Genomic DNA, 13,920 nt, shown 5'->3' with positions numbered 1-13,920 from the left:
GTAATCAGGGAAGCCGGGATGGCCGGAGGACCGTGGCCTCGCCCGCCCGGGATGGGTCCAATGGCACGGGGCTTACCAAGACAGCAGGTCCGCGGTGCAGGAGACCCCCGGAAATCACCTGGCAGCGAACCCCGCCCCTGCCGCGCATCGCCTTGTGTGCCCCCGGTGCCAGCATCTGGTCCATCCAGGCGCAAGGATGTGCTGGCCTGCCTGCCTTTAGCCGCACGGAGTCGCCGCCGGACTCCAGAGTGAACTCATGCCCCAGCAACGGAGCCAGCTCGGCCCCGCGAAGCACCACGTTTCGCCGGGTTGCCAACGGATCGAAAGGTCCGGCATCCAGTTCAGCGGCAATGGACTCGAGTGCTTCCACCGCGAATACCGTCACGGCGACGTCCATGTGGGCGGCCTTGCCGAAGAACCTGTCCCCGACGATGCCCTTGCCGGCCACAAGCTCGGCCTGCCCAGCATCCGTCGTCGGAACGTCCGCAGCACCTTCGCGGGCACGGCCAAAATAGGCGTGCGCCGGCGACACCAAAAGATGCAGAACCTCGACGTCGTACCTGTACTCAGCGGTCATTATTCAACGCTAATGCTTCGACGCTTCGAACGGCAGCTCCTTATGTCGTGCACCACAGCGCCGGCGTCGTCCGGAAGATACAGTGGCACGGTGAACTTTGCCGTGGCCCCCGATGGCGCTGAACTCGCCTGGACGTCCGAAGGCGACGGCGAACCAATGCTGTTGATTGCCGGCCAAGCGACCTCCATGGACGGTTGGGGCCCGACGGCGAAGCTTCTCTCCCGCTCCTACCGCGTCATCCGCTTCGATCACCGGGGCATTGGCCGCAGCAGCAAGGGTGACGCCGTGCGGTACACCACGAGGCTGATGGCGGGGGATGCAGCCGAGGTCCTCAACGCTGCGGGCGTTGATGTAGCACACGTGTACGGCCACTCCATGGGCGGACGCGTAGCGCAGTGGTTGGCCATCGACTATCCGGAGAAAGTACGGACGCTGGTCCTGGCCGCCACCAGTGGAGGCAAGTGGCCGGGGGAGGGTACGGACCCGGCCAAGGCTGCCTTGCAAGCCCTCGTCAGCGGGGATATGGACCGCTTGGTACCGCTCTTCTTTGATGAAGACTGGGCGCGTAACAACCCGGAGGCCACGCACACGTTCTTCACTTCCCACGCTTCAGCCTGGGCCAAGGCGCGGCATTTCAAGGCCAGTCGTGAGCACGATGCCTGGAGCCGGCTAGGTGATATCAAGGCCCCGACTCTGATAATTCATGGCACCGAGGATGCCCTTACGCCGTTACCGAACGCCGTCCTGCTCCGCGAGCACATTTGCCGTTCGGTGCTTGTCAGGGTTCCCGGAGCAGGACATGGCCTGAACTTGGACCACCCGGAGACCATTGACTGGATTCGGCAATTTGTTACCAAAAAGGGTGCCTAATTTCTGCACTTGGCGAGAGGCTCTAAAGGGCTTTCCCGCCAAGGTGCCGGACCAACGCGTCCACAATCGGCAGCTGCCCTTTGACGAGCTTTGTCCGGGCCGTGGCTTCCCCAAACCATCGGGCATCGTCTATCTCAGGAAATTCCTTGATGGAGCCGGACCCCTTGGGCCATTCCATGGGAAAGGTATTGCTGACGATTTCATCGGGCTGGAAGGAGTCTGCCTCTGCAGTGAAAGTCGTGATGAGTTTGCCGGAGGGCTGCTTGAAAACCCCTAACAACATGTAGTCGCCGGGTGGCGGTGGAGTACCAATTTCCTCGGTGAATTCGCGTCGGGCAGCAATCAGCGGGTCTTCATCCTCAAGGTATTCACCCTTGGGAATTGACCACGCATGCTGATCCTTGTGCGCCCAAAAAGGCCCACCCATGTGGGCAATCCAGAGTTCCAACTCTCCAGTGGAACCTTGCCGGTACAGCAGGATTCCAGCGCTGCGAATCGTGATGCGACCTCCCGGCGTCATGATGTGAACGCGAAACGAATAGACAAAGCCAAGATTACTCCGGGCCACGCTGCCGTTATCCAATTGATGGCATATCGCCCGTTTTGGTTCGTCAATTCCCTTCCTACGGGCTCATGTCTACTTGATAATCGAGGAACTGCACGTTCCTCGTGGGGGTGGAACGTCTTTGCGGTCGCCGGTTTTTGCCGACGACGAGTCTGGGCGCATCAATGGAGGACACGGCTATGGCATGGTCAGTAGGGCTCATTCCGCATGGGCGAATAAAAGCAGCAGGTTTGGCCGTTGTACTGGCGGTGGGCTTATCAATGCTCGCTGGAGCGGGCCCATCCCGGGCGGCCGATACAACCCCCATGGCTGAGGATCCCGGCCCTGTGGGCAGCTTTGCCTGGAAGGGTTTCAACTGGCAGAAACGCTTCTGGGGCGGGGCTCCGATGTACAACGCGAGCTGGGACGCCAACAACGTAAGCAACCCGGACGCCAATGGGTACGTCAAACTGTCCATCACCAACCCAACCGGTTCGGCTCCCAAGGGCGCAGAGTTCCAGTCAACGCGTGAGGGATTCGGCTACGGAACGTACAGCACCACAGTGGAAAAGGACGTGAGCGCGCTCCAGAAGGAAGTGGTCTGGGGCTGCCTGTTCACCTACGACCCCGCGGCGGAACCTGGCTACACGGAGATCGACCTCTGCGAGGCGTCCGCTTGGGGAGGCGGAGCTGCCTATGGCCAGAACTGGCCTGTCACCCAAGGCCATGGCTATTGGTTTGACGCCACACTGCCTCCTGGACAGGGCAACAACACTGTCACGTTCGATGTCACGAACGCCCCGATCCTTACCCACAGGATGGTTTGGGAACCGGGCAAGCTCACTTTTGAGACGTTTGCCGGCGAAGGCTACGGAGGAACGCTGCTGAAGAGGACTATCCTGCAGGGCTCCACAGTTCCACTTCCCGCAAAGGAACAGATCCATTTCAATCTCTGGGTTACCGGAGGTGGCGGCGGTGATGCTGCCCATGTGTCACCTGAATCCGTGACGATCCGTGATTTCTCATTTGTACCGGGCATCCCGTTGACGGCCCCAACACCCACTATCTCCGGAACGGCGGCAGTGGGATCAACATTGACTGCCAACCCAGGCGCGTGGACCACTGGAACCGCGTTGACTTATCAGTGGTTCAAGAACGGCACGGCCATCGCCGGCGCAACGGCCCCCACGCGTGTCCTTGCAGCAGCGGATCAAGGTGCCACGTTGACCGTCCGGGTTACAGGCACCAAAGCCGGCTACGCCACCGCCACGAAGGAATCGGCACCCACGGCTGCCGTGGTGGCCGGTACGCTGCTTGCCCCTACTCCCACGGTCACAGGGACGCTCACTGTTGGTTCCACACTGACTGCCAACCCGGGGACGTGGACCTCGGGAACCACCTTGACCTATCAGTGGTATCGCTCCGGTGTTGCGATCACTGGGGCAACTGCCAGGACCTACGTTCTAGTGGGCGCGGATCAAGGAGACACCATGCGGGTGCGGGTTACAGGAACGAAGGCCGGGTACACCTCGGTATCCAAGTACTCCGCCAATACGGCACTCGTAAGTTAAGGAACGTCGGGTTAAGGCAACAAACCCGCAGTTGTGTCGCGCTGGGGGCGTGATCCGACACAACTGCGGGTTTGCTGGGCTTTATGGTTTCTCTGTGCGCGCTAGTTTTTCTGCGCGCGGACCGGGACCATCCTCTTGATGGCCAGGCCAAGAGCCAGCATGGCGAAGGCGGCCAGTGCGAACCAGAAGAGGTCCCCGGCGCCGGTCATGGCAAGAGTGCCGGAGCCGGCCCCTCCCGCAATTGCTGCGCCTACGGATCCTGCCGGGTTGTTGTACATGAGTCGTTTACCAAACTTTCTTTCTGTTGAGTGCGGCGTCCAGGTAGGCCTTGGCGTGGACTGCCTGGAGGAAAACGTCGATGACGGTTTCGTACATGGTTGCGGCAAGCAACATGTACCTCCAACCCCGGAAACGCAGGGTTACTATGCGTTCCAGGACGAAGATGCAGGTGACAGCGAGCCAGAATGGGTGGAGATTCAGCCCCATTCCGGTGGTCAGGGCAAAGATGATGGATCCGAGATATGCCAGGGTCACCAGGACGCCGAGCATGGAGAGAAACTGCCGTCCCCAGTAGGCCCTGGTGACTTTGGTCCATCCGTACTGCACACAGTTCTCCACGGCTCCGCGCTTCCAGCGAAGCCGCTGCGACCATAGTTCCCGCCACGTGGGCATGACTTCGGTAACCAGCGTGCAGTTTGATGGTGAAGCTATGCGGTATCCGAGGGTGAGGAGTGCGAAGGACAATTCGTTGTCTTCGGTCAGCACCGAGGTATCGTAGACGCCGCCCTTGCCGTTTCCGGGAGGAAGCGTACCGTTCAATCGTGCTGCGACGACGTCCCGAAGGGTTCGAATGCGGAATAGCGCCGCAGTCCCCGTGACTACCAGGCATCTGCCGTGGAGGCGCTTTATATCCCTGGCGTAGCGGGCGTACTCATTTCGTTGCAGGTGCCCTACGAATCCGCCTCCGGGTCCACCGCTGAACACTCCGCCCACGGCGCCCAGCAGTTCGTCGTTGAGGAGGTTGTTGGTGGCATTCTCGATGAAGTCCGGGGCGAGCTGCGAATCGGCGTCCTGCACCAGAACCAGGTCGTCGGGATCAGCTCCGGGAAGAAATTGCCCCAGGGCGAAGTTCAGGGCACCGGCCTTCTTATCCTTGTTGCCGACCGTGTGGAAGACTTCGACGCCCTGGGCCAAAGCCAGTTCTTCAGTATCGTCATTGCAGTTATCGGCCACCACGATCACGCGATCAGGGCGGCGGGTCTGGTTGTTCAGCGAGATAAGGGTTTGGGTAATGCCAGCGGATTCGTTGTGTGCCGGGACCAGAACCGTAACCACACCGCCAGGGGCACGATGGGATCCTCGTGGTGCGGGAGTTGTCTCTGAATTGACGCCCCGATACATGTGGGATACCTCCGTTCGAACCTTGAAGTGGTGTTTCACTTAGGGTTCCAACGCGAACGCAAGAAAGCTGCCCGCAAAGCATCAAGGAAGTCTCAAGGTTTGATCAGGAGTTCCCGGACGGCGTCAATATGCAGAAAACGCAAGAGGACGACGCCGGGAGGTCCCGGCGTCGTCCTCTTGTGGTGCGTTTGAGCTGCTTAGCGGCTCAGGCTAACGGTGAAGGTTTTCGGTCCGCTGAGCGTTACTGCAATGCCGCAGTTTTCTGCAGCGGCGCGGGGGGAAAGATCCCGGATGGCGGCGTCGATGGTGTGGTCGATTGCCGACTTGTCCCAGATTTTCAGCGTGATGGAGTCAGTATGTGTCGTCATTGTCAGTACTTTCACTCAGGCCGGTAACAGCCCCAAGCTTCTTCGCAGGGGCCGCATCCTCGTCGGTGAGGATTGCTGATTCAGCTTGTATGGGAACGAATTCCCTCATTCATGGTTCATGCTGCCTACCGCGATTGACAAGCTGATCCGGCCAAGTGTGACCGATTACACGTTGGACGTTACTCCGTGTAACCCGTGCTGATGCTCTGCTCGCGCCAACGATCCACCTCGGCGCGCTGGGCTTCCTCCACCGCACCGTAGGCGTAGACGGCGTCGGCGCCCAGCAGCAGGAAGCCTGGTGTTTCAGCTGCTTGGACCGCGGCGATAATCACCTCTGCGGCTTTGTCCGGGTCGCCGGGCTGGGTGCCGTGGACGGTGTCATTTTCCTTGCGACGCTTCCCGGCCGTCTCTGCGTAGTCCTGGATCGCCTGGGCAGATTGCGTCAGCGAACGCCCCGCAAAATCGGTCCGGAATGCACCGGGCTCTACCACTGTCACGGAGATTCCCAGAGGCTTCAGTTCCTTCTGCAACGAGCCGGACAGGCCTTCCAGCGCGGCCTTCGTTGCTGAGTAATAGCCGGAACCGGGAGGGCAGATCCGGGCGCCAATGGAGGAGATATTCACGATCGCACCGGAGCGGCGGGAGCGCATCCTAGGCAGGACGGCCTTGATCATGGCCACCGGGCCAAAAACGTTGGTATCGAACAGCGCCCGGACGTCGCCGTCGTCGCCCTCTTCAATGGCTGCGCGGTAACCATAACCGGCGTTGTTGACCAGGACGTCCACCGCGCCAAAGCGTTCTTCGGCCTCCTTCATGGCGGCTTCAATCTGCGACTGCTCGGTGACATCGAGTGCGACGGCGAGGGCCGTCGTCGGAAATTCTGTGGCCAGGTCCTGCAGCTTGGAGACGTCGCGGGCGGTGACGACGGCGTTATCGCCCCGCGCGAGCACGGCTTGGGCCAGTGCGCGGCCGAGTCCGGTGGAGCAGCCAGTGATGAGCCAGGTAGTCATGATGTTCCTTTCAAGGGTTGACCACTCCCTTGGAACGCTACCCCTTAGAGGAATGGGCGTGGGCTCCTGACTTTCTTTGAATCTTCGACGACGTCAAAACAACTCCAATCAGTTGAATTTGCGGGCCCTTCGGCAGCAAAGAAGGTCAGGAGGAAGCGAGTTCCGGCCTGTTCACTTCTGTCAAACTCTTGACTGCCGTGTTTTGCCACTGGTAAACATTGAGGCGGAAAGCGTTTTCTCACCCCCTTGAACCATTGTGAGGGATGCGCTTTGCCATGTATTGAAACGTTCCAAACCGCGTTCGGCAGGCCCGCTGCCGCCCAGCATCAAAGGAGATGTTCTTTGGCTTACCCCATGAAGTGTTCCTCCCGCAGTACCAACGGCCGCGCGTTCAGGAGCCTGCCGTTGGCAGCGTCAGCTTCGCTGGCCGCCGCAGCCATAGCCCTGACGGGGCTCCCGGTGGCCCAAGCAGCTCCAGCGCCGGTCGGCCCGTCAACGCACGCCGGTCTTCCCGGCGTCGTGCCTGCCGAAAAGGCTGGCCCGACGCTCAAGCGCCAGGTGGAATACCTGGACCGCGCACCCGTCGCCGTCTTAACCGATCAAGGCGTTACCGTGAGCTGGCGAATGCTCGGCCTGGATGAGGACACCGTCGGTTTCCAGGTGTTGCGTGACGGCGTCAACATCACCGAGGAGCCCATCCGCAACGCCACAATGTTCGTGGACCCTGACGGAACCGCGGAGTCCAGCTACGTCATCAAGACCGCTGGAAACGGCCAAGGCCAGGACAAATTAACCGAAGCCGTCACGCCGCTGGCGCAGAACTACCTGGCCATCAAGCTCGATAAGCCCGCCGATGGCGTGACCCCTGACGGCAAGGCCTACACGTACTCGGCCAACGATGCCACCGTGGCCGACCTCGACGGCGACGGCACGTATGAGGTCATTCAGACGTGGGCGCCGTCCAACGCCAAGGACAACTCGCAGTCCGGCTACACGGGCAACGTTTACGTCGATGCCTACAAGCTGGACGGTACCAAGCTGTGGCGCATCGATCTGGGACGCAACATCCGCGCCGGCGCACACTACACCCAGGTTCTGGCCTACGACTTCGACGGCGACGGCAAGGCCGAAGTTTCCTTCAAGACGGCGGACGGCACCCGTGACGCGGCGGGCACGGTGATCGGAAACGCCGACGCCGACTTCCGCAACAGTTCCGGTTATGTCCTGTCCGGCCCGGAATTCCTGACGGTCTTCAAGGGCGAGACCGGAACCATCATGGATACGGTGGCTTACGCACCCGAGCGCGGCGCCGTTTCCGGCTGGGGCGACACCTACGGCAACCGCGTGGACCGGTTCCTTGCGGGCGTGGCGTACCTCGACGGCGAACACCCGTCCATGATGTTCAGCCGTGGCTACTACACCCGCACCGTCCTGGTGACGTACGACCTCGTGAACGGCAAGCTCGTGGAGCGGTGGACGTTCGATTCCAACCTGGCCGGTGACCAATACAAGGGGCAAGGCAACCACAACCTCTCCGTAGTGGACGTGGATCGGGACGGCAAGGACGAGTTCGTCTTTGGCTCCATGACCATCGATGACAACGGTCAGCCGCTTTACAACACCAAGTTGGGCCATGGCGACGCGATCCACACCAGCGACCTTGATCCGTCCAGGCCCGGCCTTGAAACCTTCGCTGTCCACGAAAGTATGAGCCAGAGCGGCAACAGGGGAGCCACCTTCCGAGACGCTGCCACGGGTGAGGTTCTCTGGAGCATCCCGGCCATCAAGGACACCGGCCGCGGAGCAGCAGGGGACATCGATCCCCGATATGCCGGGGCTGAAGGTTGGGCGGTAGGCGGTTCCGCTGCGTGGGATTCACCCGTGGGCCAGCTGATGTCTGCCAAGGGAGAGCTGATCGCGGAGAAGATTCCCGCAGCGAACTTCCTGGCCTGGTGGGATGGCGATCTCCTCCGTGAGATTGTGGACCACGATTACGATGCCACGGTGTCCCGTGGCGTTCCGACCATCTCCAAGTGGAATTGGGAAACCGAACAGAGCGACCGTCTCCTGACGGCCGACGGCGCCCGCAGTAACAACACCACCAAGGGAAACCCGTCCATCCAGGCAGACATCCTGGGAGACTGGCGTGAAGAGATCGCCTGGCCGTCCACGGACAGCACCGAGCTGCGCATCTACACCACCACGGCTCCCACCGATGTTCGCCTGCGGACGCTGATGCACGACACCGTGTACCGTACGTCCGTCGCCCGGGAGAACGTGGCCTACAACCAGCCGCCGCACCCGAGCTTCTACATCGGCGAGGGCATGCAGGTGCCGGCGATGCCCGCCGTCGCCTATGCCGGTCAGAACTAGCGGCCCTTAACAACGCCCTTGCAACCAGAGGTTATTAACAGGAGTGCCGCCCGGATCTTGGTGATCCGGGCGGCACTGGTTGTTTCTTCTGTGGGGGGGTGCCCGCTACCGCTGGCCGGGCAGCCCGCCCATAGGTGGGATATAACCCGGGCCGAAGCCCTCGTCGTCCTTCCGTTCCGCGGCACTGCGCGTATCGCTGTCCGCTGTCTCGTCGGAATCGCCGTCCAGATCTGCCAGGCCGTTGGTCTGATCGAAGGCGTGCGTGATGGGATCTACGATCGGGACGTCGGTGGGTGCATCCTTGTCGGCCCCTGTTGAAGCCCCTGCTGCTGCGCTGGTGCTGGCCGCTGTTGCGGCACCGGCTGCTGCGCTCGTGCCGGTTGTCGCGCTTGTGCCGGTTGTTGCGTCGGCAGGTGTAGCCATGGTGCTCGTGTCAGCAGCCCGTTCGGGTGCCTTGTGCTCGACGTATTCCTTGAACTTCTTCAAGTCCGACTCCGCCTGCCTTTCAACCACATGTAATTTGTCGCCCAGGAATTCAAGGACGCCGTGCGGTTCGTATTCCAGCGACAGATGCAAGGACGTTTGGCTCGGTCCGGCTTCCTTGAAGTCCACCCAGCCGGCATTCTTGGCACCTTCCACTGCAGCCCAGGCCACGGCCCGGTCCATGTCCTGCTGGACGATCTTTGCTTCCCAGCGGCGATGGACGCCAGCGATCTCGGCTACCCATTCCAGACGGTCCTCGCCCAGGCGCGTCACGCGTTCCACTCCGCCCATGAAACGGGGAAACTCCTCGAAATGCGTCCATTGACTGTAGGCCGTACTCACCGGAACGTTGACCAGGATTGTCTTGTCTACCTTCGTGGTCACAATGTCCTCCTCTGACTCGGTTCGGTTTTGCCCGAGACGACGTCATGCGCCATCCATTAATAAGCTTACTTACCGTGGGACTTCCTGACCCTTTTGGTTTTTTGAGCGCGCAAAATCAACCCATTTGGCTCACTTTCCGCCCGCGGCGGCGGCAAGGAAGGTTGGAAACCAACATGCCTTTCCCCGAGCCCTGGCTAGGAGATCACCCTGCCGTCCTGGATCAGGAATTCGAGATGCTCCGACATATCTGCCAGCACGGAAACGTCCGCCACGGGGTCGGCGCCGAGCACCAGGATGTCCGCGTCCGCGCCAGGTGCGATCACGCCAAGTTCACCTTCGCGCTCAAGCAGCTGGGCCGCCGTCGTGGTTGCTGAGCGGATGGCGTCGATTGCTGGCTGGACCTTGCCGAGCAGTCTGAACTGTTCGTTCTGATGGCGGTGCATGCCGCCCAGGAGATCGGAGCCGAAAGCCATTTTTACGCCGGCTTCGTGTGCCCGGGAGATGGCCTCCAGCCCGCTGGTTAGTACGGAGTCCACCTTGGCCCACATCTCCTCGGTAAGCCCGAATTCCTTGCCCTCTTCCTTCAGTGCCCAGTACGTGACGAGCGTGGGAACCAGGAAGGCGTCCTTCTCGATGAAGAGCTTGAGGCTTTCGTCGTCCAGGAGGTTTCCGTGTTCGATCGAGCGGACGCCGGCTTCGAGCGCTCGGTTGATGGCGCGTGCTGTGTAGGCGTGCGCCGCGACGTAGCGGTTGGCGGCTTCGGCTTCTTCCACCGCGGCCCGCATTTCTTCCATCGAGTATTGGGTGGAGTCGATGCGGTCCGTGGGGGAGGAGACTCCACCGGATGCCATGATCTTGATGTGGTGGGCGCCCTTGCGGATCTCGTCGCGGGCGGCTGCCCGTACTGCATCGACGCCGTCGGCTACGCGACCGATTCCGCAGCACCCACGCCCATTGGGGTCGTGGTCTTCGCCGGGAAGGCGCATGTCGCCATGGCCGCCGGTCTGGCTCAGGGCGTGGCCGCAGAAATGGATCTTCGGACCCTCAAGCAACCCTTCCTGCTGGGCCATCGCCAGGCCGAAATCAGCGCCGGACAGGTCGCGGACGGTAGTGAAACCGCGGCGCAGCATCTCTCCCATGATCCGGGCTGTCTGTGCGTACACATACGACGCCGGTGTCCAGGTCAGCGAGCGGAAGTCAGCACTGGACGCGACCACATGGACGTGCGCATCAATGAGTCCCGGGATGACGAACTTGCCGGTGCCATCAATCACGCGTGCTCCGGAAGGCGCCTGGGCATCGGCGCCGACGCTGCTGATCTTTCCATCAACACTCACGACGTCGGCAGTGGAGTACGTGCCTGCCTTGACGTCCAGGACGCTTGCGTTGCGGATGACGAGCGCGGCGGCTTTGGGGGTGGTGCTCATGCTAAACAGTGTCCTTCCCGGGGACTTCGGTATCTGCAGTGACTTCGGTGGGTGCGGGGACTTCGGTGGGATGGGCTTCAAAGGCTTGGACGAGTTCGGCCAGATTCGCGTTGACCAGCTCGACGGCGGCTTCCACGCTGTGCTGCGTGTACTTGCCTTCTGCGTCCAGTAGCGCCAGGACACCTACAACGTTGCGTTGCGGGTCGAGGACAGGCACATTGATGACGGCGCCGCAGCCGAGTTGCTGAATGAGCGCAGAGTCCGCGAAGACGTCCCTCAGTGCTGTCAGATCGGGGGCCAGGAACGGCTTCTTGTGCTCAATGACTGTCCCAAGCCAGCCCGGTGAGATTTCGACCGTCTTCTCGCCGCCCACGGGGTACTCGGCCGGGTGGCTGGTGAACAGCCGCCTGAGGCTGGAACGTTGGGGGATCCACTGGAGGGCGGTGAAGAGGATGACGCCGGGGTCCTGCTGCAGGGCGTCGAAAGCGTGTTGGAACGTAGTGTCGGTTTTCGTGAAGTTTCCGCTCATTGCTACGCCTTTCCTGCTGGAGCCGGATCATGTTCAGCACGGGCGTTGATGTCCTCCAAGGACTTGCCCGCCGTGGAGGCGCCGAAGATCACCACGCCAAGAACGCCAATGGTCAACACCACCGTGGTCATCGTGAACACCCCACCGAAACCGAGGGCCGCTGAGAAGATGCCGATGATGGATGGCGCGAGGATGCTGCCGATACGACCAACTGCGCTGGCCAGGCCAACACCGGTGGCGCGCATCCACGTGGGGAAGAGCTCCGGAGTGTAGGCGTAAACACCGGCATACGTACCGTTCAGGAAGAAGGACAACGTTGCGGCGGCTACCAGGATCATGCCGGAATCATTGGATTGGCTCAGCCAGAACGCGCTGAGCGCCGATCCCGCCAGGTACAAGGCAATGGTGTTCTTGCGGTCGATCCGGTCGCACAGCCATGCTGCCGAGAAGTAGTCCGGAATCTGTGCCAGGTAAATGATGATCGAGTATTCAAAGCTCTTGGTTACGGTGATACCCCGGCCAACCAACAGCGTGGGAATCCATGAGAAGAAGCCGTAGTAGGAGAAGGTGATCACGAACCAGATCAGCCAGATAACGGCCGTCCGACGACGCATGGCCTTTGACCACATGAACTTCAGGGCGTTCCAGATGCTGATCTTCTGCTCATGCTTGGCGATCTCCTCTTGGGCCGGAGGCAGCGAAGCGAGGTCTTTGCCGGTGGCTTTGACGACGCTCTGTTCAAAGCGCTCCACCACCTCTGTTGCTTCGGCCACGCGGCCACGGCTGATCAGGAACCGCGGGGATTCAGGCAGGCTACGGCGCCACCAGAGCAGGAGAAGGATGGGTATGGCCGTAACCACTTGGGCCCAGCGCCAGCCGTCCTCACCCATAGGCACGATGAACCGGCCAATCAATGCAGCGCCTACGAAGCCGAAGGAGAAGAAGCCGGCAAGGGTCCCAATGAACCAGCCGCGACGCTTTGGGGGAATGAACTCTGACAGGAACGGCGCGATGATGACGCTTTCTGCGCCCGCCCCCAATCCTGCAAAGATCCGTGCAATCAGGAACACTTCGAAGGTGGGAGCCATGGCCGCAACCACTGACATAACGCAGTAGAAGGCGAGGGCCCACAGCATGACCTTTTTCCGGCCAAATCGGTCACCCATCCATCCGGAGAGGATCGCGCCGAAGAAAAAGCCCAGGGGGGCAGCTGAACCTACCAGGCCGAGGCTGGCATTGCTGAGGCCCCACAATTCCTGGATTCGAGGGAGCAGGAACGCGACCACTGCGCCGTCCATACCGTCGAATGAGTAGCCGAGGCCTCCGATGAGGAGAAGCTTGTAGTGTGGTCGACTGAGAGCCAGACGATCCAAGCGTGCGGTGAGAGACATGGTGATTCCTGCCAAAGTGGGCCAAGTTGTACATTTTTAGGAATATGCACAAGTCTGTGCAGATGCGATGTGTCGAAGGTACGGCGAAAGTGTGAGGTAGGTCAATAGATGGAAGAAGATTTCGACTCGTCAACGTTGACTGAGTGGCTCGACAGTCGTGTCCAGGGCCGGAAGCTTGCAGCACGCCAAATGCAGGTGGTTGGAATCCTGCGCTCGCAGCCGCGCCTTGCCTCCTACGGGTCTGTGAGTGACATTGCTGCAGCAGCCGCTTCGAACGCCTCCACGGTGACCAGAACCGCTCAAAGACTGGGGTTCAAGGGCTGGGCTGACTTCCAATTCGAGCTCAGGTCACGGTTCCTGGCGTCGCTGAGCGCAGTGGAAGTTGCTGCGGAGCATAATGGCCATATCAGTAGTCCGGCACAGGCTGCCGTCTCAACCGATCGCGCGAATTTGGCCCATTTTGAACGAACTTTGGACGCCGACACCATCCACCTGATCGCCAAGGCCATCGCCGGTGCCCGACAAACCTTCATTGTGGCAGCAGGAAGCTACGCCATCCCCGGCAAGGCCTTGGAGCACAACGCAATCATCGCCGGCTACAACGTCAGGCTCCTCGATGCCGACGTCGCTGCACTGACAAATGCCATCGCGCGGCTGGGCGCCGAGGACCTGGTCATCGCCATCAGCCTTTGGCGGGTTTACGACAGCACCATTCGCGCCGTCGATATTGCCCGCAATATCGGTGCGCCGGTTGTTTCCATCACTGACAGCGCAGGGTCACCTGTGGCCGTGCACGCCCAGCATCGGATCGTCGTGCCCACCGAAGGCGCCGGTTTCTTCCCGTCCCTGACAGGTGCGGTGGCCGCGGTCCAGGCGATCGCCGTCGAACTTGCCTCCCTGGACCGCGAACGCTCAAACCAGAACATCGCTGCTTCTGAGCGCACCTGGGACCAGATGCGGATCATGCATCCGCGGTCGAGCTCCTAAGGCCG

The 13,920-nt window shown here is 61.2% G+C and carries 14 protein-coding genes; 4 read left to right on the top strand and 10 right to left on the bottom strand.

The genetic code is table 11. The features are described from left to right. Nucleotides 1-4: 4 nt before the first annotated feature. Nucleotides 5-577 (bottom strand): MOSC domain-containing protein, encoded by a 573-nt coding sequence (locus tag LDN82_RS18660; protein WP_224165370.1) that lies wholly within the window; start codon nt 575-577, stop codon nt 5-7. Nucleotides 578-667: 90 nt separating this feature from the next. On the opposite strand from LDN82_RS18660, the gene LDN82_RS18655 reads away from it, so the two are divergent. Then, complete coding sequence (locus LDN82_RS18655) at nt 668-1,447, top strand: alpha/beta hydrolase (protein ID WP_224165369.1); 780 nt, start codon at nt 668-670, stop codon at nt 1,445-1,447. Nucleotides 1,448-1,469: 22 nt separating this feature from the next. On the opposite strand, the gene LDN82_RS18650 is transcribed toward LDN82_RS18655, so the two are convergent. Further along, on the bottom strand, nt 1,470-1,949 hold the full coding sequence (locus tag LDN82_RS18650; protein ID WP_224167575.1) for an NUDIX domain-containing protein: 480 nt from the start codon (nt 1,947-1,949) through the stop codon (nt 1,470-1,472). 242 nt (nt 1,950-2,191) lie between these two features. Here LDN82_RS18650 and LDN82_RS18645 point away from each other — a divergent pair, with 242 nt between their 5' ends. Beyond that, on the top strand, nt 2,192-3,562 hold the full coding sequence (locus LDN82_RS18645) for a hypothetical protein (RefSeq protein WP_224165368.1): 1,371 nt from the start codon (nt 2,192-2,194) through the stop codon (nt 3,560-3,562). 101 nt (nt 3,563-3,663) lie between these two features. Here LDN82_RS18645 and LDN82_RS18640 read toward each other — a convergent pair whose 3' ends face one another. The 4 genes from LDN82_RS18640 to LDN82_RS18625 all read right to left on the bottom strand — a co-directional run bounded on the left by LDN82_RS18640 (nt 3,664) and on the right by LDN82_RS18625 (nt 6,341). Beyond that, on the bottom strand, nt 3,664-3,840 hold the full coding sequence (locus tag LDN82_RS18640) for a hypothetical protein (RefSeq protein ID WP_224088936.1): 177 nt from the start codon (nt 3,838-3,840) through the stop codon (nt 3,664-3,666). A 7-nt stretch (nt 3,841-3,847) separates the two neighbouring features. Then, on the bottom strand, nt 3,848-5,002 hold the full coding sequence (locus LDN82_RS18635) for a glycosyltransferase family 2 protein (RefSeq protein ID WP_224165367.1): 1,155 nt from the start codon (nt 5,000-5,002) through the stop codon (nt 3,848-3,850). A gap of 158 nt (nt 5,003-5,160) precedes the next feature. Continuing rightward, nucleotides 5,161-5,331, bottom strand: a complete 171-nt coding sequence (locus tag LDN82_RS18630) for a hypothetical protein (protein ID WP_216926503.1) — start codon at nt 5,329-5,331, stop codon at nt 5,161-5,163. A gap of 179 nt (nt 5,332-5,510) precedes the next feature. Beyond that, nucleotides 5,511-6,341, bottom strand: a complete 831-nt coding sequence (locus tag LDN82_RS18625; RefSeq protein ID WP_224165366.1) for an oxidoreductase — start codon at nt 6,339-6,341, stop codon at nt 5,511-5,513. A gap of 354 nt (nt 6,342-6,695) precedes the next feature. Between LDN82_RS18625 and LDN82_RS18620 the strand changes: the two genes are divergently transcribed. After that, on the top strand, nt 6,696-8,714 hold the full coding sequence (locus tag LDN82_RS18620; protein ID WP_224165365.1) for a rhamnogalacturonan lyase: 2,019 nt from the start codon (nt 6,696-6,698) through the stop codon (nt 8,712-8,714). A 105-nt stretch (nt 8,715-8,819) separates the two neighbouring features. Here the strand turns inward: LDN82_RS18620 and LDN82_RS18615 are convergent, their stop codons facing one another. From LDN82_RS18615 to LDN82_RS18600, 4 genes are all read right to left on the bottom strand, one after another. Further along, nucleotides 8,820-9,581: an SRPBCC family protein gene (locus LDN82_RS18615; RefSeq protein ID WP_224165364.1), complete on the bottom strand. Its 762-nt coding sequence runs from the start codon at nt 9,579-9,581 to the stop codon at nt 8,820-8,822. Between the two features lie 194 nt (nt 9,582-9,775). Then, nucleotides 9,776-11,008: an amidohydrolase family protein gene (locus LDN82_RS18610; protein ID WP_224165363.1), complete on the bottom strand. Its 1,233-nt coding sequence runs from the start codon at nt 11,006-11,008 to the stop codon at nt 9,776-9,778. A 1-nt stretch (nt 11,009) separates the two neighbouring features. Further along, nucleotides 11,010-11,537 (bottom strand): GAF domain-containing protein, encoded by a 528-nt coding sequence (locus tag LDN82_RS18605; protein WP_224165362.1) that lies wholly within the window; start codon nt 11,535-11,537, stop codon nt 11,010-11,012. A 2-nt stretch (nt 11,538-11,539) separates the two neighbouring features. Continuing rightward, nucleotides 11,540-12,928, bottom strand: coding sequence for an MFS transporter (locus tag LDN82_RS18600; protein ID WP_224165361.1), 1,389 nt, complete (start codon nt 12,926-12,928; stop codon nt 11,540-11,542). Nucleotides 12,929-13,036: 108 nt separating this feature from the next. Here LDN82_RS18600 and LDN82_RS18595 point away from each other — a divergent pair, with 108 nt between their 5' ends. Next, complete coding sequence (locus tag LDN82_RS18595) at nt 13,037-13,915, top strand: MurR/RpiR family transcriptional regulator (protein ID WP_224165360.1); 879 nt, start codon at nt 13,037-13,039, stop codon at nt 13,913-13,915. Nucleotides 13,916-13,920: the final 5 nt, after the last annotated feature.

It is taken from the genome of Arthrobacter sp. StoSoilA2, from assembly GCF_019977195.1.
Classification (GTDB): domain Bacteria; phylum Actinomycetota; class Actinomycetes; order Actinomycetales; family Micrococcaceae; genus Arthrobacter.
This window is presented reverse-complemented; position numbering and strand designations above follow the sequence as displayed.

Coding starts and splice junctions, on each gene's coding strand:
- LDN82_RS18660 (WP_224165370.1), bottom strand. CDS start 577: ATGACCGCTGAGTACAGGTACGACGTCGAGGTTCTGCATCTTTTGGTG.
- LDN82_RS18645 (WP_224165368.1), top strand. CDS start 2,192: ATGGCATGGTCAGTAGGGCTCATTCCGCATGGGCGAATAAAAGCAGCA.
- LDN82_RS18640 (WP_224088936.1), bottom strand. CDS start 3,840: ATGTACAACAACCCGGCAGGATCCGTAGGCGCAGCAATTGCGGGAGGG.
- LDN82_RS18630 (WP_216926503.1), bottom strand. CDS start 5,331: ATGACGACACATACTGACTCCATCACGCTGAAAATCTGGGACAAGTCG.
- LDN82_RS18625 (WP_224165366.1), bottom strand. CDS start 6,341: ATGACTACCTGGCTCATCACTGGCTGCTCCACCGGACTCGGCCGCGCA.
- LDN82_RS18620 (WP_224165365.1), top strand. CDS start 6,696: ATGAAGTGTTCCTCCCGCAGTACCAACGGCCGCGCGTTCAGGAGCCTG.
- LDN82_RS18610 (WP_224165363.1), bottom strand. CDS start 11,008: ATGAGCACCACCCCCAAAGCCGCCGCGCTCGTCATCCGCAACGCAAGC.
- LDN82_RS18605 (WP_224165362.1), bottom strand. CDS start 11,537: ATGAGCGGAAACTTCACGAAAACCGACACTACGTTCCAACACGCTTTC.
- LDN82_RS18600 (WP_224165361.1), bottom strand. CDS start 12,928: ATGTCTCTCACCGCACGCTTGGATCGTCTGGCTCTCAGTCGACCACAC.
- LDN82_RS18595 (WP_224165360.1), top strand. CDS start 13,037: ATGGAAGAAGATTTCGACTCGTCAACGTTGACTGAGTGGCTCGACAGT.